The 23,557-nt window shown below is 68.1% G+C and carries 21 protein-coding genes; 13 read left to right on the top strand and 8 right to left on the bottom strand.

Annotated elements, in window-relative coordinates; genetic code table 11:
- The first annotated feature begins 16 nt into the window (after positions 1–16).
- Together ACCC97_RS19930 and ACCC97_RS19925 are read left to right on the top strand one after the other, a co-directional pair.
- Positions 17–394 carry a hypothetical protein gene (locus tag ACCC97_RS19930; protein ID WP_413334580.1) on the top strand — a complete coding sequence of 126 codons (378 nt, stop codon included), beginning with the start codon at positions 17–19 and terminating at the stop codon, positions 392–394.
- Positions 395–767: 373 nt separating this feature from the next.
- On the top strand, positions 768–3,878 hold the full coding sequence (locus ACCC97_RS19925) for an autotransporter outer membrane beta-barrel domain-containing protein (RefSeq protein ID WP_413334578.1): 3,111 nt from the start codon (positions 768–770) through the stop codon (positions 3,876–3,878).
- Positions 3,879–3,905: 27 nt separating this feature from the next.
- Here ACCC97_RS19925 and ACCC97_RS19920 read toward each other — a convergent pair whose 3' ends face one another.
- Complete coding sequence (locus tag ACCC97_RS19920) at positions 3,906–4,907, bottom strand: alpha/beta fold hydrolase (protein WP_413334576.1); 1,002 nt, start codon at positions 4,905–4,907, stop codon at positions 3,906–3,908.
- A 504-nt stretch (positions 4,908–5,411) separates the two neighbouring features.
- Between ACCC97_RS19920 and ACCC97_RS19915 the strand changes: the two genes are divergently transcribed.
- From ACCC97_RS19915 to ACCC97_RS19885, 7 genes are all read left to right on the top strand, one after another.
- Positions 5,412–6,617, top strand: a complete 1,206-nt coding sequence (locus tag ACCC97_RS19915) for an EAL domain-containing protein (RefSeq protein WP_413334575.1) — start codon at positions 5,412–5,414, stop codon at positions 6,615–6,617.
- A 30-nt stretch (positions 6,618–6,647) separates the two neighbouring features.
- Positions 6,648–7,430 carry a Crp/Fnr family transcriptional regulator gene (locus tag ACCC97_RS19910; protein ID WP_007835595.1) on the top strand — a complete coding sequence of 261 codons (783 nt, stop codon included), beginning with the start codon at positions 6,648–6,650 and terminating at the stop codon, positions 7,428–7,430.
- A 27-nt stretch (positions 7,431–7,457) separates the two neighbouring features.
- Entirely contained in the window at positions 7,458–8,060 is a 603-nt protein-coding gene (locus ACCC97_RS19905) for a response regulator transcription factor (protein ID WP_413334573.1), read from the top strand.
- 52 nt (positions 8,061–8,112) lie between these two features.
- The gene (locus ACCC97_RS19900; protein ID WP_413315811.1) at positions 8,113–8,835 is read left to right on the top strand and encodes a Crp/Fnr family transcriptional regulator; all 723 of its coding nucleotides are present in this window, start codon (positions 8,113–8,115) and stop codon (positions 8,833–8,835) included.
- Between the two features lie 430 nt (positions 8,836–9,265).
- Positions 9,266–10,246, top strand: a complete 981-nt coding sequence (locus ACCC97_RS19895) for a LysR family transcriptional regulator (protein WP_413315812.1) — start codon at positions 9,266–9,268, stop codon at positions 10,244–10,246.
- Positions 10,247–10,323: 77 nt separating this feature from the next.
- Positions 10,324–10,785, top strand: a complete 462-nt coding sequence (locus tag ACCC97_RS19890; protein WP_413315813.1) for an N-acetyltransferase family protein — start codon at positions 10,324–10,326, stop codon at positions 10,783–10,785.
- An 80-nt stretch (positions 10,786–10,865) separates the two neighbouring features.
- Positions 10,866–11,306 carry a cupin domain-containing protein gene (locus ACCC97_RS19885; protein ID WP_413334571.1) on the top strand — a complete coding sequence of 147 codons (441 nt, stop codon included), beginning with the start codon at positions 10,866–10,868 and terminating at the stop codon, positions 11,304–11,306.
- Positions 11,307–11,344: 38 nt separating this feature from the next.
- On the opposite strand, the gene ACCC97_RS19880 is transcribed toward ACCC97_RS19885, so the two are convergent.
- Positions 11,345–11,686, bottom strand: a complete 342-nt coding sequence (locus ACCC97_RS19880; RefSeq protein ID WP_056590389.1) for a hypothetical protein — start codon at positions 11,684–11,686, stop codon at positions 11,345–11,347.
- Positions 11,687–11,847: 161 nt separating this feature from the next.
- Here ACCC97_RS19880 and ACCC97_RS19875 point away from each other — a divergent pair, with 161 nt between their 5' ends.
- Both ACCC97_RS19875 and ACCC97_RS19870 read left to right on the top strand, forming a co-directional pair.
- Positions 11,848–13,749 (top strand): GspE/PulE family protein, encoded by a 1,902-nt coding sequence (locus ACCC97_RS19875; protein WP_413334569.1) that lies wholly within the window; start codon positions 11,848–11,850, stop codon positions 13,747–13,749.
- Positions 13,750–13,803: 54 nt separating this feature from the next.
- The gene (locus ACCC97_RS19870) at positions 13,804–15,003 is read left to right on the top strand and encodes an amylo-alpha-1,6-glucosidase (protein ID WP_413334567.1); all 1,200 of its coding nucleotides are present in this window, start codon (positions 13,804–13,806) and stop codon (positions 15,001–15,003) included.
- A gap of 18 nt (positions 15,004–15,021) precedes the next feature.
- Here the strand turns inward: ACCC97_RS19870 and ACCC97_RS19865 are convergent, their stop codons facing one another.
- Genes ACCC97_RS19865 through ACCC97_RS19845 form a run of 5 tightly spaced genes read right to left on the bottom strand, consistent with a single transcriptional unit; the run spans position 15,022 to position 19,912 of the window.
- A complete protein-coding gene (locus ACCC97_RS19865) occupies positions 15,022–15,240 on the bottom strand; it encodes a hypothetical protein (RefSeq protein ID WP_413334565.1) in 219 nt (72 codons plus the stop codon).
- A complete protein-coding gene (locus ACCC97_RS19860) occupies positions 15,237–16,583 on the bottom strand; it encodes an adenylosuccinate synthetase (protein ID WP_413334563.1) in 1,347 nt (448 codons plus the stop codon). The genes ACCC97_RS19865 and ACCC97_RS19860 overlap by 4 nt, the downstream gene beginning before the upstream one ends.
- Positions 16,584–16,590: 7 nt before the next feature.
- On the bottom strand, positions 16,591–17,571 hold the full coding sequence (locus ACCC97_RS19855) for a hypothetical protein (RefSeq protein ID WP_007835617.1): 981 nt from the start codon (positions 17,569–17,571) through the stop codon (positions 16,591–16,593).
- A 33-nt stretch (positions 17,572–17,604) separates the two neighbouring features.
- Positions 17,605–18,588 (bottom strand): lipopolysaccharide kinase InaA family protein, encoded by a 984-nt coding sequence (locus ACCC97_RS19850; protein ID WP_007835619.1) that lies wholly within the window; start codon positions 18,586–18,588, stop codon positions 17,605–17,607.
- 10 nt (positions 18,589–18,598) lie between these two features.
- Positions 18,599–19,912: a hemolysin family protein gene (locus tag ACCC97_RS19845; RefSeq protein ID WP_007835621.1), complete on the bottom strand. Its 1,314-nt coding sequence runs from the start codon at positions 19,910–19,912 to the stop codon at positions 18,599–18,601.
- Positions 19,913–19,935: 23 nt separating this feature from the next.
- Here ACCC97_RS19845 and ACCC97_RS19840 point away from each other — a divergent pair, with 23 nt between their 5' ends.
- On the top strand, positions 19,936–20,781 hold the full coding sequence (locus ACCC97_RS19840) for a symmetrical bis(5'-nucleosyl)-tetraphosphatase (protein ID WP_413334560.1): 846 nt from the start codon (positions 19,936–19,938) through the stop codon (positions 20,779–20,781).
- A 22-nt stretch (positions 20,782–20,803) separates the two neighbouring features.
- Here ACCC97_RS19840 and ACCC97_RS19835 read toward each other — a convergent pair whose 3' ends face one another.
- Complete coding sequence (locus tag ACCC97_RS19835; RefSeq protein WP_413334558.1) at positions 20,804–21,520, bottom strand: GNAT family N-acetyltransferase; 717 nt, start codon at positions 21,518–21,520, stop codon at positions 20,804–20,806.
- A gap of 94 nt (positions 21,521–21,614) precedes the next feature.
- On the opposite strand from ACCC97_RS19835, the gene ACCC97_RS19830 reads away from it, so the two are divergent.
- Positions 21,615–23,093, top strand: coding sequence for a PLP-dependent aminotransferase family protein (locus ACCC97_RS19830; protein WP_413334556.1), 1,479 nt, complete (start codon positions 21,615–21,617; stop codon positions 23,091–23,093).
- Positions 23,094–23,557: the final 464 nt, after the last annotated feature.

The raw sequence follows: 23,557 nt of genomic DNA, 5'->3' as shown, positions 1-23,557 counted from the left end.
CACCTACACTGCGGCCATGAAAAAAAGAGTCAGGGAAATTCAGTTCTGCCTGCAGCCTGTGGTGGAGCTTAGGCAAGAAGCCGCGTCTTACGCCTACACGGTTCGCGCGCCGCGTTCGAAAGGCGTGATACCGCCCAGCTCGTACCGTGACGGCGATTTCGCCACGCTCGCCGAGTGCCTGGGCGACGTGGCCCGGGCACTCGGTGGCGATTTCAAACGCATCTATGTGCGGCTCGAAGGCCACTGCGTCGGGGAGCGCGATCTTGCGGAATTGCGCCAGGAGCCGGAGCAGGTCGCGGCCGAGTTGAAGGCAAGCTGCGATGCGGCGAGCGGCGCCGCGCAATTCGAGTCCACCCTGCCGGCGCCGGAAGCTCCGACAAGCACTCGCGATTGAGGACCGGATCGGCCGCAACGGCCGAGCAGTGCTGTATCCGGCTCGAAACACCGGTTACTTTTAGACACCGATCATGGGAATTCCGCGGCAGGCGGAGCTCCACCTCTGACGCTTGCGGCCCTCGAGATCGGCCCCAAGAGGCCCGCGCCGCCGCGCCGCGAGCCATGCCGAGCGGTCACGGCACAGGCTGCACGCTCCCACCCACTTCCCATCGGCCTCCTCAGGGGTACCCGGTTCCGGGCATATCGCCGCCCCATACGCGTACTTACATTTTGTCTTGGCAAACAGAAAACAAGACATCTGCATGCGCAAGAGGAGAGTGCTCCGGCGCACGGGAGCCTGCCCGCCAGGTAACGAACGGACGATTGAAGCCATGAACAAGATTTTTCGAACCCTGTGGAATCCAACGCTCGGCACTTGGGTGGCCGCCCCCGAAACCTCGCGCGGCCACGCGCGGTCGGCGCGGCTGGGCGAACTGGGGGCCGTGGCCATGGCGGTGCTGCTTCTGGCCGCCGGGCCGGCGTTGGCGGCTGGCGGCGCCGGCGGCCAGCCCGTCGGCGATCCGACGCTGCACGCCGGCAGCGGCGGCAGCAACGGCAGCGGTGGCAGCGGCGGGCTCAACGACACCACGGTGGGCGCCAGCGGAGGAGCCGGTGGGTCGTCGACCGATGCCGGCGTCACGGCGGGCTCCAACGCGAACATCGGCTCCTTCGGCGGCGCCACCGCCGGCACGGGTGGCGCGGCGGGCACTACCAGCAACGTCGTCAGCCCGGGCGTGATGCAGGGCGACAACGGCGGCGCGGGCCAGTCCCAGACCGGCGACTTCAGCAACGGCAACGGATACGGCGGCGGCGGCGGGGGTGGCTTCCAGGGCGCGTCGATCGGCAGCGGCGTCTCTTCCTCCTCGGACAGCTACACCGGCGGCACCGGGGGCGCGGGCGGCAACGGCTATTGGGCGGCCGGCGGCGGCGGCGCGGGAGGCTATGGGTCCATCCTCAACGGCCCGCTCGGCAACTACACGGCCTCCGGCAGTTCGACGGGCGGCGCGGGGGGCCAGGGCGGCGGCGCCTTCTCGCAAGGCGGTGGCGGCGGCAGCGGCGGCGGCGGATTCTTCCTGAACGCCACGGCGCCGGATCTCACGTTCACCAACAGCGGCACCATCGCGGGCGGAGCCGGCGGCGCAGGCGGGTCCGAACTGCTGCCGGCGCGCAGCAATGCCTCGGGCGGCGGCGGCGGCGCCGGCGGCAACGGCATCACGTTGACCGGCAGCACCGTGACCGTGGTCAACACCGGCGCAGTCACGGCTGGCGCCGGAGGCGCTGGCGGAGCCGGCGGCGGCGGCGCGGGAGGCACCGGCGCGCCGGGCGCTGGCGGCGACGGCGGCATCGGCCTGGGGGCCACGGGCGCCGGGGCAACGATCAGCAACAGCGGCTCCATCGCCGGCGGCGCCGGGGGCGTCGGCGGCGCCAACAGCAACGGGGGCGCGAGCGGCGCGAACGGTGCAGGCGGCGTGGGCGTGATGGGCGCCAACCTCGCCATCAGCAGCAGCGGCACCATCTCCGGCGGACTGGGCGGCGATGGCATCACCCGGGCCTCGGCCGTGCAGTTCACGGGCGGCAGCAACAGCCTCACCTTGAACACCGGCGCGGCGCTGTCGGGCGCCGTTGCCATCGACAGCGGTGCCACGGCCAGCATCATCGCCGGCGCGGGTGGCCTGAGCCTGGGCAATGCCCTGCTGCTGGGCGGCACGGGCACTTTCAACACCAACGGCCACGACATGGGCTGGACGGGCCCGATCACGGGCGCCGGCAGCCTCGTGAAGGACGGTGCGGGCACGCTCACCCTGGGCGGCGCCAACATCTACACGGGCGCCACCAACGTCGCCGCCGGCACCTTGCGCGCCGGCGCGGCCAACACCTTCAGCAGCACCAGCGCCTTCACGGTCGCCTCGGGCGCGACGCTGGACCTGGCCGGCCAGAGCCAGACCATCGCGTCCATGGCCAACGGCGGCACCGTCTCGCTGCTGGGCGGCGCGCCCGGCACCGTCCTCACGGTCACAGGCCCGTGGGTGGGCAACGGCGGCACGCTGCGCCTGGGCACGGCGCTAGGCGACAGCACCAGCGCGAGCGACCGGCTGGTCCTCAGTGGCAGCACCGCCATTGCCAGCGGCACGACCAACGTGCAGATCACCAACCTGGGAGGCCTGGGCGCGCTGACCGCCGGCAACGGCATTGAAGTCGTCAGCGCGCTGAACGGCGCCACGACCACCGCGCAGACCACAAAGAGCGCCTTCGCCCTGGCGGGCGGCCACGTCGATGCCGGCGCCTTCGAGTACCGGCTGTACGCCGCCGACGCGACCGGCGCGGGCGAGAACTGGTACCTGCGCTCCAGCGCCGTCATCGTCCCGCCGTCCGGTGGCGGGAACGGCGGCGGCACTGGTGGCGGCACCGGCGGCGGTACTGGCGGCAATGGCGGTGGCGGCGGTGGCGGCGGTGGCGGCGGCGTGATCGTGCCAACTTACCGCGCCGAAGTGCCGCTGTACGCGGCGCTGCCCGAGCAGCTGCGCCAATCCAATCTGGCGATGCTGGGCAACATGCACCAGCGCGTGGGCGACGACGGCCCGGCCGGCGCCAGCACCGCTACACCGGACCAGGGCTACCGCCAGACCTGGGCCCGCCTCATCAGCACGAACCGCACCATCGACCAGAGCGGCACCGTCAGCCCCGCGAGCAAGGGGCGTCTCACGGGCTTCCAGGCCGGCACCGACCTGTGGGCTGACGCCAACTGGCGTGCCGGCATCTACATCGGCGAACTCGACGGCGACATGCGCGTGACCGGCTTCGCTCGCGGCCTTGCGAACTACGCGGCCGGCTCCAACGACCTGCAGAGCCAGTACCTGGGCGCTTACGCCACCTGGAAGAACGGCAGCGGCCTGTACGTGGACGGCGTGCTGCAGGCCGGCCGCCACCGCTACACGGCGGCACCCACGCTGGGCTTCGGCAGTTCCGGCAGCGGCAACAGCCTGCTGGCCTCCATCGAGGTGGGCCAGGCCTTCTCCATCGCGCCGAACTGGACCCTCGAGCCCCAGCTGCAGCTGGTGCACCAGCGCGTGAGCCTGCACGACACGGGCATCCCGGGCGCCCTGGTGCAGCAGGACAGCCACAGCGGCTGGCTGGCGCGCGCGGGCGTGCGGGTCAAGGGCGAGATCGCCACCTCCGCCGGCCTGCTGCAGCCCTACGTGCGGGTCAACGTCTACCGCAGCGGCGGCGGCACCGACGTCAGCCGCTTCATCGGCCCCGCGGCGTACACCGACATCGCCACGCGCACCGGCGGCACCAGCACCGAGCTGGCGGCAGGCGCCACGCTGCAGCTGACGCCGAGCATGAGCCTGTACGCGGAACTGGGCAAGCTGTGGGCCTCGGGCGGAGCCACCCGCACGAAGAGCGGAATCGACGGCAGCGTGGGCGTGAAGGTCCGCTGGTAACGCGCTGCCACTGTTTCCGCCGCTGCGTCAGTGCGGCGCGGCGCCGAGATCCGCGCGAACCGCCGCGACGACGGACAGCACCGCGTCGATCACCGCATCCGGGTCGTCGAACTGGATGTCGTGACCGGCGTTCGGCAACAGCACCTGCCTGCCTCGCGAGGACCACGTCGCCTCGTCCTCGTGCAGCTGCTTCCAGATGGCCTGCACCTGCGTGCCCTGCCCAGGCGTGATCTTCATCCCCCGGAGTTCCGCCTCGGTGTACGGCGCCATCGCGGTGAGCACCACCAGCGGTCGATTGCCCAGGTCGCGGAAGGCGCCGGCCTCGGCGAGCGTGGCGTCGGTCGCATCGCTTTCCACCAACTGCGTGCTCAACGACTTCGGCGCAAAGGCGCGGATCGCCTGCGCATCGCGCGCCGTCTGGTTCCGCGCCTGGGGCAGCAGCGAGGGAGCCGCCGCGCGCAGCAGGCCGGACCACGCGAGCGACACGGCGATGCGCGAGCGCAACGACCGCGTCTCCGTCATGAAGTCCGCGACGCGCGCGACCTGGTCCGGATGCGAAGGGTCGACGAGAACCAGCCCCGCCACCTCGGCGCCGAAGTGCCTCGTGAAACTCGTGGCGAAGAGCCCGCCCAGCGACTGGCCGACCAGCACGTAGGGGCCCCGCTCGCCTGCGCGGGCGAGTGCCGTGTGAAGATCGTGCGCCACCTGCCTGGCACTGGGAGGCGCATCCGAAGGATCGCTCCACATCAGCCCCGCGCGGCTGTACGAGCAGGCGCGCGTGCGCGCTGCGATCTTCGGCTGGACTGCCGACCAGCTCAACGAACCGCCGGCGCTCAGGCCCGCCTCGAACACGACGGTCGGCGAGCCGGAGCCCCGGCAATCCAGCTGGATTCTTCGCCCGCCGATGTCGACCATCTTCCCGGGCGCGGGGAAGTCGCGCGCCGCGCGGTAGCGGCCGGCCTGCTCGTACACGACGCCCATGAGGATGGCCAGGGCGACGATTGCAGCGCTCCAGAGGACGATACGCATCACCAGAAGTTTCGACGAGTGCTTCACTGATGCCGATGGTGCCACCAACGGCGCTGCTGCACCGCGTACTTTCCGCTTCAGCTTATCGACCGCATCCTTTGCGCAATCGATCTTTCGCTGTCGGCGCGCAGCCTTTCGGCTATCTTGAAAAAACCTGTGTGGAATGCGCTACTCCATGCACGCCAAAAGGGAATGAAATCTTCGCTGGCGCAATGCGAGCCCCGGAGCAGATGTGATGGGAAACACAGTTGGGACGCGAAAGCGCTGTCAACGACCATTGCAATCCGTAGCATCCGGAAGGTTCATAAAACGAATTGTCCGAAGGAGGATCAGATGGTCGCCCTCTCACCACAGACTCCGTGGTCCGTCGCATGGACTCCACGCACAACGGCGGGGAGCCGCGCGCATGGGGAACATGCCGAGCGAAACGCGCGGGCCGCGCCATCTGTTGCAACCGACGCCGCACCCACCCTGCAAGCAGCGCCGCGCAGGCCTTGCGCCTATGTGTTCATCGCGAACCTGCCGCACCTCATCGAAGCCTATGGGCAGGATTTCGGAGCCGCCGCCAGCCTTGAAATACAGCGCCGCCTGTGCGCCCACTTCCTCACCTCGGCCGCCACCGACATGGCCCGGCTGCGCGACGACTGCTTCCTGCTGTGGGCCAACGACGCGTTCGTCTGCGGCGCGCGCGACATCCGTGAGCTGCCGCACGACGTGCGCCACCGGAGCCACCCCATCGAGACGCTGCTTGCCGTGCTTGGCGCCGAGCCGGTGCGTGCGAAGGGCATCGCCGCGATGGTGCAGTTGCATGCCGACTGGATCGAGGTGCGTCCGCCCGAGCAGCTCGGCACGTCGGAGATCGAGTTCGCCCTGTGGACTGCGCAACCGTTTCCGGATTTGCGCGAGAACAGGGCCGACGAATGGTGCCAGCGCTACCGCTCCGACATGGACGTCGCCGTGCGCGTCAGCGAAGCGCTGCGCACCGAGGCGCTCTCCTTCGAATGGCAGCCGGTGGTGCACGCTGGCGGCAATGCCAGTACTTTCTACCTCGCAGGGCGCGTGCGTCTGCCGCCGAGCCGCAGCGAACCGGCGCTTCTTGCGCAGGAGGTGTTCTTGCCGTGCCTGCAGCGACTGGGGCTGGCTCGCGCGTTCGATCGCATCGCGGTGCGCCAGGCCTTGGCGGAACTGCGGTCGCAGACCTGCGCGCACATCGGCGTGGGCATCTGCGCGCAGAGCACCAAGCTCGACCACTGGTGGGCCTCGCTGTGCGCGGCACTCGACGAAGAGCCCGCGCTGGCCTCGCGCCTCGTGATCGAGATCGTGGGCAGCGCCACGCTGGCCGATCTCGAGGCCGCCCACGACTTCTGCGTGCAGATGCAATTGCGCGGTTGCCGCATCGCCGTGCGGGACATCGGCGGCGGCAACGACAACCTCGCCGCGCTGCAGTCCTGCGGGCCCGACATCGTGAAGCTCGATGCGTCGCTGCTGCGCCGCGCGCGCGACGACACCTTCGGCATCGAGTGCCTGCAGGGCATGATTTCCCTTTGCACGCACTTCGCGGCCCAGGTCGTGGTCGACGGCATCGAGCGCGAAGACGACATGCACATCGCTTCGCGCGTGGGCGCGCGGTGGCTGCAGGGCTACGGCGTGCGTGGCACCGAGCCGGCCGCCAAGCCTGCTGCTGTCGCTCCCGGGCATCCTTTCGGGTGACTCGAACCACGGCACGGATTTTCTTCGACCATGTACCTGAATCCTCTCTTCGCCAACGTGTCGCAGGCCGAACGCGTTGCGCTGGTCCAGAGCAGCCAGTTGCGCTCCTACCGGCGCAATGAAGTGGTGCTCGCGGCCGGCAGCTCGAGCGATTGCGTCTATTGCGTGGCCAGCGGACTGCTGCGCGTGGTGGAGCATGGCAAGGGCCGCGCCCACGCCACCAATGTCACGACCGACTTCATCCGCCAGAACGAATTCTTCATCGGTCCGTCTCTTTCCGAGGACACCTACCAGGCCAAGCACACGCTGGTTGCCGCGTTGCCCGCGGCAGTGCACCTCATCCCCGTCGTGGCGTTGCGCAAGATCTGCAGTTCGTACCCGGAGGTGGCCATCAGACTGCTGGAACTCGCGATCGAGCGCATGGCCGTCATGCGCAACCAGCTGCGGCGCATGTCCGCACTGTCCACCGAAGACGTCGTCGGCCGCGTGCTGCACCAGCTGACCGTGCTGGCCCCCTCGAGCATGGGCGCGTTCGACAAGCGCATCTCCCAATCGGTGATCGCCTCCTACTCGGGTCTGTCGCGCGAAGTGGTCAACAAGACCATGCGCGACATGGAGCAACGCGGCCTCGTGCGGCGCGACGATCAAGGCGTGCACGTGCCCGCCAATTTCGCGTCCACCGACTTCGGCAACCTCTTGCCCGCCGAGGAAAACCTGGCGCGTGCCGAGCCGAGCCAGGTCGAACCGATCTTCTTCGAGAGCTTCCCGGCCCCGGCGAGCGACCCATCCGGGCGCAAACCCGAGGACGATTGATCGCGCTTGCGCTACTTGAAGGCATCGATGTCCAAAGAAAAGAGCAGGCGGATTGCCACGCGGCCCGAACAAGGCTCGAGGGAATCATCGTCCGTGCGCACGGCCGGTTCCAGCGGCGGCGAGCCGCGCGTGGAGGGGACCAGCGATGGAGTGCCGCGAATCGATTCGTCGACTTCCTCGACCGCCGCCGCCCTCCTGTTCGCCAAAGCGGCTCAGCAGGAACTCGTCCTTCTGATGCGCCTGATTGCCGAGGGCGATTCGGCCACGGCGATGCGGATCGCGTGGTGCATCGTGGAACGGGGGCGTGCGGTGCTGGGGCCTGAACTGCCGCCTTCGGCCTCGTTGCCGACACCAGTGGAAGTCTCTTCGCAAACTGAAGAAACGCGCCTCCCGCCATCGGCGAGTCCAGGCGCTGCAGGCCGCGCACTCTCGCGTCGCGAACTCGACGTGCTTCGGATGATTTCGCAAGGCCTGAGCAACCGCCAGATTGCCGAGCTGAGCCATCGCTCGCTGCACACGGTGGATGCGCATGCGAAGAGCATCTATCGCAAGCTGGCCGTGAAGTCGCGTGCCCAGGCGGTGCGCGATGCCATGCAGAAGGGCCTGATCGATCTGGAGGCCTGCGACTAGAAATAGCTGCCGCGGCGCGATGGGATGCTGTAGTAAGGAATCCCTAATTCGGGTGATTGCGTTTCGACCTCCCGGCTTTCATCATCGCTGCGTGCACCTGCATCCATTGATTGCCCGCTTGCCGCTGGTGGAACGTTCGGCCATCGGGCAGCTTTGCGAGCTGCGTTCATACGCTCGCAACGAGACGATCCTTGCGTCGAACGAATGCACGCGTTCGTTCTACTGCGTGGAAAGCGGCCTGGTGCGCGTGGTTGCCCAAGGCCGCGACGGCGCGCAGGAAGATACGGAAGTGACCACGGATTTCATTCGCCGGCACGACTTCTATCTTGGCGGTTCCCTGAGCGAGCCACAGTATCTGGCTGCCCACAGATTGATCGCGGTGCTTCCCAGCACGATATACCTCGTTCCCGTGCCGGTGATCAGGGCGCTTTGCGAGCGGCATCACGGCATCGCACTGGAATTGCTTGGTGCGGAGGCTGCCCGCATGAATGTCTTGCGCCGTCAGATCCGGCGCATCTCTTCGCTATCTTCAGAAGAGATGGTCGGCCGTGTACTCCACAAGATGACCCAGATAGCTCCCGCTGGCCACGAGGCCTACGACAAGCGCGTCACGCAGGGTGTCATCGCCTCCTACGCCGGCGTTTCTCGCGAGGTCGTCAACAGGACGATGCGGGAGATGGAAAGGCGCGGCGTATTGCTGCGCGATTCGCAGGGCGTGCATGTTCCCCAGGACTTCGCGGGAACAGACTTCGGTTTGCCGCCTTCCGCGCCGTAGCCGGACGCAAGGGCGAAAAAATAGCTGAAACCGGTGAGTTGCATTCGCCAGGGTGAGGCGAAAGAATCGAACAACGATTTCCTCCCGTTGTTTCTACACAGACCTTCCATGTCCCACCTGTTCGTCGCTTGTACGTGCAACATCGCGCACCTTGGGCGCATTCATCGCAGTGGGTGGATGCGCCTGCTGCCCTGGCTGCGTCTTTATGAGTGTGCGAATTGTGGAAGACGCCAGCTTCGCTCCGAACGAGCGGTGGATGATGCTCGTGCGCGGGAGGCGAGCGCTGCGGGGTATACGGGACAGTGATGCGGGTCGGGTAGAACGCTTCCATATCGCTCGTTGGCGTCACAGGCGCCGTACAACCACGTCGCAGGTGGTATGCCCCTACGCCCACGGCCTCATCCCCGATGCTGGAACAATGCGTCCACCCATGGACGGCCTCGATCTCATCAAAACATTCCGCGAAGTCGCGTTCCGGCGCAGCTTCTCCCGCGCAGCGATCTCGCTGGGCATGTCCAAGGCCACGGTCAGCCGCTACGTGGCGGAGCTCGAAACCCGCAGCGGCGTGCGCCTGCTGAACCGCTCGACCCGCTCCCTGAGCCTGACCGACGCCGGCCAGGTGCTGCTCGACCGCAGCACCGAGCTGGTGACCATGGCCGAGAACACCCTGAACGACCTGCAGGCCCACGGCTCACACCCGCGAGGGCGGCTGCGGATGAGCGCGCCGCACGGGCTGATCGCCGGCTGGCTCTCGGACGTGATCGCCGAGTTCATCAAGCGCTACCCCGACGTGTACGTGAGCCTGGTGTTCACCAACGACGACCTCGACCTGATCGAGGAAGGCATCGACGTGCACCTGACCGGCGGACGCATCGACGACATGAACCTGATCGTGCGCCGGCTGGTGCAGTTCGACATGGTGGTCTGCGCCACGCCGGCCTACTGGGCGCAGCGCGGCATGCCGCAGACGCCCGAGGATCTGGGCCGGCACGAGGTGCTGAGTTACTCGGCAAAGCCGACCACCCACCTTCCCTTCGAGACCGACGGCAGGCAGTACGACGTGCCCGTGCACAGCCGCTTGGAAGCCAACGACGCCGTCGCGCTGATCGAACTGGCGCTGCGCAGCGTGGGCGTGGCCTATGTGCCCGAGCCGCTGGCGCAGTCGCACCTGGAACGCGGAGCGCTGGTGCCGGTGCTGCGCGAGCACATGCCGCGCGACCATTGGCTGTACGCGGCCTACTCGCAGCGCCGCCACAACAGCGCCGCGATGCGCGCGATGCTCGACTTCCTGGAGCAATCGATGGGCGCCCTGACCGAGGGTCCGGCGCTGCCGCCCGCGCTACCGGTGGCGGTGATGCCGCCTGGATGCGCCCGTTCCAAGGCGCAGGAGCAGGTCGGCAGTAGCCAATAGCGCCGAGCTGACCGAAGATTGGGAGCGGCACGCGTTGTGTTGCAATCGCATTTTTCAGAATGCAGGCCACAGACGCGATGAGTACGCCCCTCCAGATCCGCCCTCCGGCGCCCGACGACTACGCGGCATGGAAGCCGCTATGGGACGGCTACAACGCCTTCTACGGACGCGAGGGTGCGACAGCCCTTGCCGACGAGATCACGCAGGCCACATGGCAGCGCTTCTTCGATGTCTACGAACCGGTGCATGCGCTGGTCGCCGAGCGCGACGGGCAACTGGTCGGGCTCACCCACTACCTGTTCCACCGCAGCACCACGCGGCTCGAACCGACCTGCTATCTGCAGGACCTGTTCACGCTGCCGTCAGAACGCGGCCGCGGCGTGGGCCGCCAGCTGATCCAGGGCGTGTACGAGCGCGCGAAGCACGCGGGCGTACGCCGCGTGTACTGGCAGACCCATGCGACCAACACGGCCGGCCGCACGCTGTACGACAAGGTCGCGACGCACGACGGATTCATCGTCTACGGCACGCTGGTCTGAGGCTGCGAAAAATAGGCGATTTATCTTTTTCCTGCAACGCCGTAGAGTCAACGCCTGGGCACCAGCGACAGGAGAAACACATGAACCGCGATGAAGTGATCAAGGCAGGTCAGCTCGAAATTCGCTATCTGGTCGATGGCTCCGCGACAGGGAGCATGGGGGTGTTCGAACTCACCCTGCCGCCGGGCGCCAACGTGCCGCCACCGCACAGCCATCGGGACAACGAGGAGTTCTTCTATGTCGTGGAAGGCGCGGTCACCTATTCGGTCGATGCCGAAACGCGCGAGCTGACACCCGGCGAATGGATGTCGACGCCGCGCGGCTCGGTGCACGGCTTTCGCAATGTCGGATCGCAGACGGCGCGCGCGATCGTCATGCTCTCGCCGGACATCGGCGCGCAGTACTTTCGCGAGGTCGCGACCGTGGTCAATGCGGGCGGACCGCCCGACAAGGCGAAGCTGGTCGCGGTGATGTCGCGCTACGGGCTGACGCCGGCCCTGCCCGCGCAGCCTGCTGCGTAGGTCCGACAAAACCCTCTGTCGCGCGCGCGGCCCTCCTGTCAGTACCTGAAGGTAATGCCGGCCTTCACGCCGTTGTTGGCCTTGCCGTCCGACTGAACACCGCCCGAGAGCGACAGATTGCCGCCGGTGCTCGCCCCCAGCGAGTAGGTGGGCCGTGGCGTGGAGGTGTCGGTGCCGATGTAGGTGCCGCTGCCGTCCGGCCGCAGCACGCCGAAGCTCGCCCCCTTGACGGTGGCCGAGGTTTCGGTCGGGTTCACGTTGGGGGCCACGTAGACGGTGCCCTTCTCGTCGCTGTCGACGGGCACCTTGACAGGCTCGGCCTGCACCGCTGCGGCGGCAGCGACCAGCACCAGGGTTGTCGCAAGAATCAATTGACGCATCGCCGACATGCTAGGCAGGTGGCGAGCGGCCCGCGTAGGACAAGAGGAGATTCAGGGTTCGGCCCCGACATGAGAACTTGCGTACTCACAAGTTGAAGCGATGGCAAGCGCATGAATCCCGCTCTACGATGCAGTGTCCGAAACCAGACAGGAAATCGCCCATGCCCGCCAACGAAGTCGTCATGCCCGAGCAGCTCCTGAGCGCACTCGAAGCCCAGAGCCGCACGCCGATCGCACGGATCGGCGAAGCGCTGATTTCGCTGGGCATGATCACCGAGGATCAACTTCGTTCCGGGCTGACGCGGCAACAGCTCGATCCCACGGTGCCGCTGGGCGAGACGCTGGTGCGCATGGGCATCGTCAGCAAGGGCCAGCTCCAGACCGCGCTGGTGCGCAAGATGGGCTATCCCCTCGTCAACCTGCACCTGTTCCCCGCGGCGGCCGACGCACTGCGCAAGCTGCCGTATTCCGTGGCCCAGCGCCTGCAGGTCATGCCGCTGCGGCTGCACGAGGGGCGCCTCGTGGTTGCGATCGACGACCCGACCAGCCGGCATTCGGCCCTGGACGAGGTGGAGTTCATCGCGCAGATGAAGGTCACCCCGGTGGTCGGGCAATGCATCGACCTCGACAACGTGCTGCACGCAGCCTACGAAAAAATCGGCGAGTCGACGACCTCCGCCCCCGGCGTCTTTTCCTCGAACCTCGATCCCAGCCGGCCCCTCGAATTCGACATGGCCGGCACCAGCGAACTGCTGCAGACGCTCGAGAAGGAAGGCCCCGCCGCGCCCGCCCCCGAGGCTCCCATCGAGCAGTCGGACAACTCCCTGGTGCGGATGATCAACAGCATGATCCTGGAGGCGCACCGTGAGGGCGCGTCGGACATCCACATCGAAAGCTATCCCGGCCAGGAAAAGACCCGCATCCGCTTTCGCCGCGACGGCCTGCTCTACACCTACCTGGAGCTGCCGCCAAGCTACCGCAACGCCGTCGTCGCGCGCGTGAAGATCATGTGCGACCTGGACATCAGCGAAAAGCGCAACCCGCAGGACGGCAAGATCAACTTCGCCAAGTACTCGCCGCAGCACCGCATCGAACTGCGCGTGGCGACCATCCCGACCAACAACGGCCTCGAAGACGTGGTGATGCGCATCCTGGCGTCGGCCAAGCCCCTTCCCATGGACAAGCTGGGCCTCTCGCCGAACAACCTCGCGGAGCTGACCAAGGCCGTCGAGCGCCCCTACGGCATGGTGCTGTGCGTGGGCCCCACTGGCTCGGGCAAGACCACCACGCTGCACTCGGCGCTGATGCACATCAACACGCCGGAGCGAAAGATCTGGACCGCCGAAGACCCGATCGAAATCACGCAGACCGGGCTGCGGCAGGTGCAGATCAACCCGCGCATCGAGTGGACCTTTGCAAAGGCGCTGCGGGCGTTCGTGCGCGCCGATCCGGACGTGATCATGGTCGGCGAGATCCGCGACGAGGAAACCGCGAAGACCGCCATCGAGGCTTCGCTGACCGGCCACCTCGTGCTGTCGACGCTGCACACCAACAGCGCACCCGAAACCGTGACTCGCCTGCTCGACATGGGCATGGACCCGTTCAACTTCGCGGACTCGCTGCTGGCCGTGCTGGCGCAGCGACTGGTGCGCCGCCTTTGCACCCGCTGCACCAGCAGCACGCCCGCGAGCCCGGAGACGGTCGACGAACTGCTGAACGACTACATGCACGCATTCGGCACGCAGCAAAACGACGCGGTCCAGCGCAAGGCCTTGCAGGACGACTGGATGCAGCGCTACGGCCGCGACGGGCACCTGCACAGCTACACCAGCACCGGGTGCAAGCATTGCGGCGACACCGGCTTCAAGGGACGCGTGGGCATCCATGAGCTGATGACGATGTCCAGAACGCTGCGCCGCCTGGTGCAGACCGGCGCACGTGCGGAAGAACTCCAGCAGACGGCGCTGCAGGAAGGCATGCGCACGCTGCGGCAGGACGGCATCGAGAAGGTGCTGGCCGGACAGACCACCATCGAGGAAGTGCGCGCGACCAGCAACGTGTGAGCGAGGCGCGGCGGCCCGGCGTCCCGGCGTCCCGAGCCTGCGAATGCCCACCCTATGACCACGCGCCCGGCCCCGAACCTCGACGCTTCCGCGCTGGCGCTGATCGATGCCTGCGCGCGAGCCTCGCTCGAACTGCTGGAAGGCAACCTCACGCCGCACGGCATCCTGGCCGCCAGCCGCACCGAGGCCGCCGTGGCGCGGCGCTACACGCGCATCTTCGGCCGCGACGCCGCCATCTGCGTCATGGCCATGTGCGGCAGCGGCGTGCCCGCACTGGAGCAAGGCGCCGTGGCCAGCCTCGACGCGCTCGCGTCGCAGCAGGCGGCCAACGGGCAGATTCCGAAGTACGTCGACCCCGAGGGGCAGGACGCCGACTTCTGGTATCTGGGCTGCATCGACGCCACCCTGTGGTGGCTCATTGCGGCGGACCATGTGCGCAGGCACGGCGATGTAGGCGCCACGCACTGGCGCTCCGAAGTCGAACGCGCGATCCAATGGCTGCTCGCGCAGGAGCACCAGCACTTTCGCCTGCTGCAGCAGAACGAGGCCAGCGACTGGGCCGACATCATGCCGCGCTCGGGCTACGTGCTGTACACCAACGCGCTGTGGTTCGACGTGAAGCGCCGCTTCGCACTCGAACGCGCCGAGGAAACGCAGCACCATTTCAACCACCTGTTCAATCCGTTCCAGCGCGACCTGCCCGAGTACCACCGCGCAAGGCTGCTGCGGCACTATGCGCGGCGCGGCCGGCGCGACCCGGGGCTGTACCTGAGCTTCGTCAATTTCGCGGTGGTCGGCGACGAAGGCGATGTGTTCGGCAACGTGCTGGCGATACAGAGCGGGCTGGCCGATGCGGCGATGGCGCAGCGCATCGTGCGGACCATCGATGCGGCGCATGCATCGCAGCCCTACCCGTTGCGCGTGGTGCTGCATCCGCTGTCGCAGCAGCACGAGCTGTGGCGGGCCTACATGGGGCGGCATCGACAGAACATCGTGCACCAGTACCACAACGGGGGAATCTGGCCGTTCGTCGGCGGGTTCTGGGTGATGGCACTGGCGCGGCAGGGGCTGCACGGGCAGGCGTGGACCGAGCTTGCGCGGCTGGCACAAGCGAACGCGCAGGACGACTGGCGGTTCACGGAGTGGTTCCATGGGCGCACGCTCGCGCCGATGGGGATGGCGGGGCAGAGCTGGAATGCGGCCGCGTTCCTGCTGGCGCAGCGGGCGTTGATGGGGGACGGGGTGGCCTGGTGAATGAGGGCGGCCGGCCCGTCAGGCCGCCCACACCCCCAGCACGCAGGCGATGCCCACCGTGACGACGGGCGGATACAGATGCCCGGCCGCCGCGCCCGCCGCCATGCGTTCGCACGCGCCGAAGAAGCGGTACCACGCCGGCCCGCCGAAGATGATGCAGATGTGCAGCAGCGCGGCAATGGCGCTCGATGCGGCGCCGACGATCAGGGGAATGTTGTAGCTCACGAAGTCTCTCAAGGAAGATGCTTGTGGTCGCGCACGGTTTCGCGCGTCGGGCCGAAAGCGCCGAAGCGCACGGGCAAGCCGCTCGATGCCTCGGCATACGCCACCCATGCATGCGGGCTTGCGACGGCGTGCGGCTCATAGATCGGCTCGGCGCCTTGCAGCAGTCGGGTCAATGCGTGCTGATGGCCGAGATCGCGCACGCCGCCGAGCGGTAGGGACGCGAAGCGGCCCGCCTCCGCCGTGCGGTAACCGGCGCACCAGCGCAGGCCCGCACCGTCGACCGCATCGAGGTGGCTCACCACCAGCCCGTCGAGCGTGCCTGCCGCATCCAGCGCGTACCGCAGCAGCACCGCATCGGGGTGGCCCCTGCGGAACACGCCCTGCCAGCCTTCGTTCGCGTTGTGCGGCTCGCGCAACCGCGCATCGAGTGCCCGGTCGTGTGTGGGCAGCGGTCCCGGGCCATGGCGTGTGAGATAGCTGCGCAGAACACCCAGGTGCTGCACGGGCGCGTCGATGCCCACGTCGCGCAGCACGGCCTCGACCGCCGTCGTCGAGATGGTGCTCCACGTGGTGTGCGGATGGAACCCGCGCCACTCGTCCAGTAGCACGCCCTGCGCGCCCTCGAAGACCACGGCGCCGGGCCGCGCAAGGCGCTCGGCGATGCGGTCCGCCCCCGCAGGCGGCGACTGGGCCAGGCACGGCGCGGCGGCATCGAGCCATCGCCGTGCGAGCGAGTCGTCCTGGAGCACCGACAGTTCCCGCGCGCCATCGGCATGCAAGGGCGCCGCGTGCGCGAACTCGCGAAGCAGCGCAGCGCGGGAGGCTTCCAGTTTTTCCAAGGCAAGGGCCGACTGCGACAGGTCGCCGTAGTGCAGCGCCTCGTCGGGTGCGGCGAGCGCATGCCGCACCGTTTCGCCGACACCCACGCCGCAGCTGCCGTGCGCCCCCTCCCCCCGTGCCCATTCGCGCAAACGGCCTGCCGCCTGATGAAAGGGCGTGGTCACGCGGCAGCGCGCATCGATCAGCAGGCGCGAGAACGCGTCCTCCACGCCCACCCGCCGCAATGCCGCTTCCTCGACGCGCAGCGCCGTCGGATGCACCACCACCGGACTCGCAAGCACGGTGCCCACGCCCGCATGAAAACTGCCGGCGCCGAACTGCGAAAAGGTGTGATGCCGCCCATCCGCCAGCACCACGTTGTGCCCGGCCTGCGCGCCGCCGTTGAAGCGCACGACAGTGTGGGCCTGCAGCGCGCCGCACAGGTGGTCTGTGAAGAGCCCCTTGCCGCAGTCCCCGAAGCCGAGGCCGAGCAGTGAGATGTAGCGCGTGGCTGCCGCTGCGGTGCCGGAGCTCACTCGGTCATCAGCCGAAGAGCCGCTTCCACCACGAGGAGCGCGGGCCCGCTGCTCCCGCGGCCAAGCCCGGCGGCGCGTGGCGCGCTGCGGTCGGGTCGAGCAGCGCGGCATACCCCTCGAGCGCATGCATCACGCCACCCACGCGTTCCCGTGCCATGCCGGTGCCGCCCATCACGCCGGCCAGCGCGTCGAGGCTGGGCACGGCTTTTTCGGTGAGGGCGACGATGCCGGCGGCCACGGCGCAGGCGTCGTCCGGCGAGTCCATGCAGATGACGTGATCGCCCAGCAGCTCGCGCCAGCGCGGCTCGCAGCGGCGGCGGCGCTGGGCGTCGGGAATCAGGAAGAACAGGTTCGTCGTTTCGGCCGCGGCGGCGATGACTTCCTCGATGGGAATGTCCTCGTCGAGCTTCTCGCCGATGAGGCCTTCGATCTGGTGGCGCGAGACGGCGGGGTACGGCAGTTCGTCGCCGGTGACGAACAGGTAGCCGCGCTTCTTGCGCTTGACCCAGCAGTCCATGTCGGTGTGCTGGGCCATGACGTAGAAGGCGAGCTCGTAGCTCTCTTCGCCCGAGCCGCCGCCACCGCCTTCGAGATAGCTCCAGGTGAGCCACTGGTCCATGAGATTGGCGGTCGATTCGAACTGGCCGACCTGCAGCGGTGCGTGGTCGGAGGTGGCGTCGCCGATGGCCATGAACATGAGCTGCGGGTCTGCCACGCCGCAGTCGGTCAGCAGCTTCATGAAGGTGGGTAGCTCCTTGCGCGCAAGCGTCTGCGGAATATCGCCCATGGAGCCCGTGACGTCGAGCGCGAAAACGATGCCCAGCGAGTTCGGATGGTCGGCGTTGTCGCGCGACTCGCGCACCTTCAGCCCTTGCGGGTTCATCAGCGGATGGGTGGAGCGCTGGGTGAAGACCTCGGCGCCCGGCTTGGCGGCGCGGTCGGCAATGAGCGCCGTGTGGGCGGCATGCGAGTAGTTTCCGTAGCCCATGAAGTGACTCCTAGCTTGGTGCGTATGTGCGGTTCAGGCGCCGGTACGGTGGGGAGGCGCGGGATCGAAATGAACGAACTGCGGCGCGCCGAAGGCTTCGCGCGACGCGGCGGAGAGCGCCTGCTCGATGCCCTGTGCGCCAAGGCGCTGGCAGGCGGCACTGTCTTCACTGCACTGGCGCAGCAAGGCCACGAGCGGTGCAGGTGTGTGAGCGCCGAAACCTGGCTCGCCGGCCGCACCGCCGTGCAACACGGCGCGCACGGTCCAGGCAGCTTGCATCAGGTCGCGTGCGGCGGCGGCGTTGTGGACCGTGCCGGTGGCATGTTGCGCGCGCGACCAGCCGATGACGAGCACGCCATGGTCGCGCGGATGCACGAGCGCATGCGCGGGCGACAGGTCGCGGTGCGTCCAGCCGGCACCGTGCACGAAGGCCAGCACTTCGAGCATGCGGCGCCAGATCCACACTGCGTGGCGCGGATCGATGCCTTGGGCGTTGGCCTGCTGCACGTCTTGCAGGCTGCCCCAGAAGCCTGCCGGGTGGCGCAGCACCAGCGCCTGGCGGGCGCCGTCGCCCAGGCCTTCGGCAATGCCCACGCCCAGCGGCTGCGGCAGGCGGCGGGTGAAATAGGCAGCACCCTGCACCGGCAGGTCTTGCAGCGACTGGAGCACCGCGCCTTCGCGCACCAGCACGCTGTTGGCGGCGCTGTCTCGCGCGAGTTTGAGCGTGACGCGCTCGGGCAATGCACCGAGGCGTTCGGCGAACAGCACTTCGCTGTGCTCTCCGGTGGCCAGCGGTGCGAGCACGCGGTAGCGCGCGCCGCGCCATGTGAGGATGCGGCCGCCGGGCACGTCGGCATTGGCCCGGCGCAGCGCGGCGCGGAAGCTCTCGCGCTCGATGGTTTCAGTGCCTCGGGTGACGGTGGTGCCGCAGTAACTGCAGTTGACGGTACGCCAGCGGGCAGCGCGCGGCAACGGCGCGGAGCATTGGGGGCAGCTGAGAGCGAGCAGAGACAGCATGGCCCCCGCCTCAATCTTCCTTGGACGGCGCCGTCGGGTCGGGCGACGCCAGCACCCGGTCGATGCGGCGGCCTTCGAGCGCGACGATATCGAAGCACCAGCCGGCGCAGTCGATGCGCTCGCCCACCTTGGGCAGGTGGCCCGACACGGACATCAGCAAGCCGGCCACGGTGTTGTAGCGCCCGCGCTCTTCATCGGGCAATTCGCGGATGCCCAGGCGCGCGCGCAGCTCCGACACGGGCATGAGGCCGTCGAGCTCCCACACGCCGTCGGCCCGCTCGCGCGCCCAGGCGTCGGTCTGCATGCCGGGCTGCAGTTCGCCGGTGATGGCTTCGAGCAGGTCGCGCGGGGTCATGAGGCCCTGGACCACGCCGTACTCGTCGACCACGAACACGAGGCGGCCGGCGCGGGCGCGGAACTGCTCCAGCAGCTCCATGCCGGTGAGGGTCTCGGGCACGAACACGGCGGGCGTCGCCTCCTGGCCCAGCACGCCGCGATGCGCGGAGCCCAGGCGCAGCAGTTGCGCCACGCTGACGACGCCGACCACGTCGTCGAGCGAGTTGCGGCACACGGGGTACCAGGAATGCACGAGGTTGAGCTCGGCCGCGTCGGCAACCTGCTGCAGTGCCCGCTCCACGGTGAACGAAGCATCGAGCCATTCGATGTCGGCGCGCGGGATCATCAGCGACGACAGGCGCCTGTCGTCGAGGTGGAACACATTGCGCACCATCTGGTGCTCGTGCTGCTCGATGACGCCGGCGTCCACGCCTTCTTCGAGGCTGGCCGAGATTTCTTCCTCGGTGACAGAACGGGCCGCGTTGGCGTCGATGCGCAGCAGCTTCAGCATGGTGGCCGTGGCGCCCGCCAGCAGCCACACGAAAGGCTTGGCGCCCTTGGCCAGTCCGCGCATGGGGCGCGACACCCATCGCGCCACGGGCTCGGGATAGAGTTGGCCGATGCGCTTGGGCACCAGTTCGCCGAAGATGATGGTGAAGAAAGTGATGCAGGTGACGACCACCGCGGTGGACGCGACGCTGGCGGTGCCGCGCCCCATGCCGACGCCTTCCATCCAGACCGCGAGCGGCTCGGCAAAGGCGGCCTCGCCGACGATGCCGCTGAGCATGCCGATCGAGGTGATGCCGATCTGCACCGTCGAGAGGAATTGCGTGGGTGACTCCATCAGCTTCAGCGCGGCCACCGCGCCGGTGTCTCCCGTTTCGGCCAGTGCCGCGAGACGTGCGCGCCGGCTGGTGGAAAGGGCCATTTCGGACATTGCGAACAACGCGTTGAGCGTGGTCAACAAGGCCAGGAGGAAGACATCCATGAACTGAGGGAGAGAATGAGGGAATGTCACTTTACTTGATTGGCGACCTGCAAGGCTGCGACGCCCCCTTCGGTCGGCTGCTGCAGAAGATCGATTTCTCCCCCAGCCGCGACACCATCGTGCTGCTGGGCGACCTGGTCAACCGGGGCCCCGATTCGCTCGCGGTGCTGCGCCGCGTGCAGGGCTGCGGCGCCTCGGCGCTGAGCCTGCTCGGCAACCACGACCTGCACCTGCTGGGCGTGGCGCACGGCGCGCGCAAGGCCGGCCGCAAGGACACGCTGGCCGAAGTGCTGGCCGCGCCCGACAGCGAGGCGCTGCTCGAATGGGTGCGCCTGCAGCACATGGCGCTGCACATGCGCATTGGCGACGGCGACCTGCTGATGCTGCATGCGGGCGTGCTGCCGCAGTGGACGGTGGGCGACACGCTGGCGCTGGCGTCCGAGGTCGAGTCGGTGCTGCGCGGGCCGGCGCTGGGCGAGTTCCTGATGTCGATGTACGGCAACGAGCCGGCGCAATGGCACGACACGCTCACGGGCAGCGCGCGGCTGCGCGCCATCGTCAATGCGCTGACGCGGCTGCGCTTCTGCACACCTGAAGGCGTGATGGAATTCGAGGCCAAAGACAGCGCGGCCACCCCGCCCGAAGGCTACATGCCGTGGTTCGACGTGCCCGGGCGCAAGACGGCCAAGGCCACGGTCGCCTGCGGCCACTGGTCGACGCTGGGCTGGCTGTCGCGGCCCGACCTGCTCTCGATCGACACCGGCTGCGTGTGGGGCGGCTGCCTGAGCGCGGTGCGCATCGGCGCGACGCTGGACGAGCGAGAGCTGATCCAGGTCGAGTGCGAGCAGTCGCAGAAGCCGGGCAAATAGATTCCGGCCCGGCGCGACTCACTCAGGAAGAAGGCAGCCGGAACTTGTCGAGCGACATGCGCTGCCGGCCCTGCGCGTCGAAGTTGCCGGGCGCCAGCCAGCGCTCGAACGCGGTGCGCAGCGCGGGCCACTCGCCGTCGATGATCGAGAACCACGCGGTGTCGCGGCTGCGGCCCTTGTAGACCACGGCCTGGCGGAACAGGCCCTCGTACTTGAAGCCCAGCCGAAGCGCCGCGCGCTTCGATGGCTCGTTGAAGTTGTCGCATTTCCACTCGTAGCGGCGGTAGCCGAGTTCGTCGAAGGCGAGCTTCATCAGCAGGTACTGCGCTTCGGTGGACATCGGCGTGTTCTTCAGCAGCGGCGAAAAATTGACGGTCCCCACTTCGATGGCCCCGTTGGCCGGGTCGATGCGCATCAGCGCCAGCGAGCCCACGGCGCGGCCGCTTTGCCTGTCGATGACGGCGAAGTGCAGCGGGTCGGTGCTCTTCGCGATGCGCTCGATGTAGGCGCGGGTGCCTTCCGCTTCGGCGGGGCGCTCGACGCCGAGGTAGGTCCAGTCGCGCCCATCGGGGGCCTGCGCGTTGGCGGCGTGCAGATCGTCGGCGTGCTTCGAGGCATCGATCGGTTCGAGCCTGCAGAAACGGCCTTCGACCACACGGCGCGGCGGCTGGGCGCGCGGCGTCCATTCGGGAAGATCGGGACCGATGGACTGGCCGAACTTGTTTTGGCGGGCTGACATGAAAGGCTCTTTCGGAAAAAAGGAAAAACTGGGCGGGAGCACGTAAAGTACGCGCAACGTGGCTCCAGCGTAAGTGCCACGTTGGATTCATTTCATGGTGCCACGACCTACCCTCTCTCCCACTGCCCTGCTCGAGTCCTCCCTCTTAAGGGACCGCGGCGCAGGCTCGATGCAGCACCAGCTGCACGACCGGCTCAAGCGCGCCATCCTCGACGGCAGCCTGGTCGCCGGCAGCCGCCTGCCGGGCTCGCGCGCCCTGGCCGAGGCGCTGGCCGTATCCCGCAACACCGTCACCGCGACCTACGAGCATCTGGCGGCCGAGGGCTATGTGCAGCCCGACCGGCAGGGCACTCGCGTGACCGAACTCTCGTCTTCCGTCCTGCCGAAGCGCACGGGCAAGCCGGCCGGCGCACCAGCCACCGCGCTGCGTCTCGCGGAGATCAAGCCAGGCACGTCGCGCGGCGAGATGGAGGCGGCGCTGCGCCCCGGTGTGCCCGCGTTGTCGCACTTTCCGTCGGCCTCATGGCGGCGCGCGCTCGACCGGGCGATCCGCGGCGCCGGATCGGCCGCGCTGGGCTACGGCGATCCGCTGGGCGAACCGCCGCTGCGTGCGGCCATCGCGCGGCATCTGTCGGTGGCGCGCGGCGTGCGCTGCGAGCCGCAACAAGTCGTCATCGCCGAAGGCGCGCAGGAGGCCATCTCGCTGTGCGTGCGGCTGCTGGCCAACCCGGGCGAGACCGGCTGGGTCGAAGACCCGGGCTACCGCGGCGTGAAGGCCGCCATGCATGCGGGCGACATGCGCATCGTGCCGGTGCGGGTCGACGCCGAAGGCCTGTGCGTGACCGAACGCGACTGGCAAAAGCACCCGCCCCGGCTGATCTACACCACGCCCTCGCACCAGTACCCGGGCGGCTCGGTGCTGAGCATCGCGCGCCGGCTCGCGCTGATCGCGCAGGCCCGCCAGCACGGCGCGTGGATCATCGAGGACGACTACGACAGCGAGTTCCGCCACACGGGCGAGCCCATCGGTGCGATGCAGGGGCTGGTGGACGACGCGCCCGTGCTCTACGTCGGCACCTTCAGCAAGACGATGTTTCCGTCACTGCGGCTGGGCTTTCTCGTGCTGCCCGCCCAGCTGCTGCCAGTCGTGCAGGCACCGCTGGAAGAAATGCTGCGCGGCGGGCATCGCTACGAGCAGCTGGCCATGGCCGACTTCATCGAGAGCGGGCAGTTCAGCCGGCACCTGGGCCGCATGCGGCGGCTGTACCGCGACCGGCAGCAGGCGCTGCGGCTTGCGCTGCAGAAGTATTTCAAGGTACCGCACGAGATCGACGGCGGCTACTGCGGGTTGCACCTGACGGTGCGGTTGCCCGCGCGCTTCGATGACCGCCGGATCGCGGCCGAGGCGCTGCGACATGGCATCGCGCCGTTTCCGCTGTCGGGATTTGCGATGCGGCCGACGCCATCGGACAACGGGTTGGTACTGGGTTACGGGAACACGCCCATGGAACTGTTCGAGCCGCTGGTCAAACGCTTGTCACAGTTCGCGCGCGCAGCGGCATCGCAGGATTAGCCAGCATCACACGGCTCAAGAGTCCTTTCGTTCAAAACAAGGAAGGGGCTTGGAGCCCATTGACTACATCCGTCGTAAGCAAGCGTTGATTTGGCATGTCAACTTGTTGGCATACCTGCAACAAGAATCCCTACGCCAAAAGGCAAGACCTGCGCGTTGCCGAACATTGGAATCACATAATTGCAATCGCTTGAAGCGTCCTGTCGCAGTGCACGATGACGCATCGAGAGCTGGCCATTCGCTCTCAAGGCAAGCAGCAATCAATAACGACAGCAGGGAGAGTGCGTGACTCACGCCATTGCGACAACATTCGTCGCGTCCCCGGTGATCTTTCCGATCCCGTGGAGACGCCATCCGTGAAGCGCCGCGTCACGATCCAGACGCCCTTGGGCGAGGCACTGCAATTCCACCGCCTCGTCGGTCGAGAGACACTCAGCCAGGCTTACGTTTTTGAAATCGATCTG

The organism is Variovorax sp. Varisp85 (assembly GCF_047304045.1).
Lineage (GTDB): Bacteria > Pseudomonadota > Gammaproteobacteria > Burkholderiales > Burkholderiaceae_C > Variovorax.
Note: the sequence above shows the minus strand (reverse complement) of the source record. Positions and strands in the feature narration are given on the sequence as shown.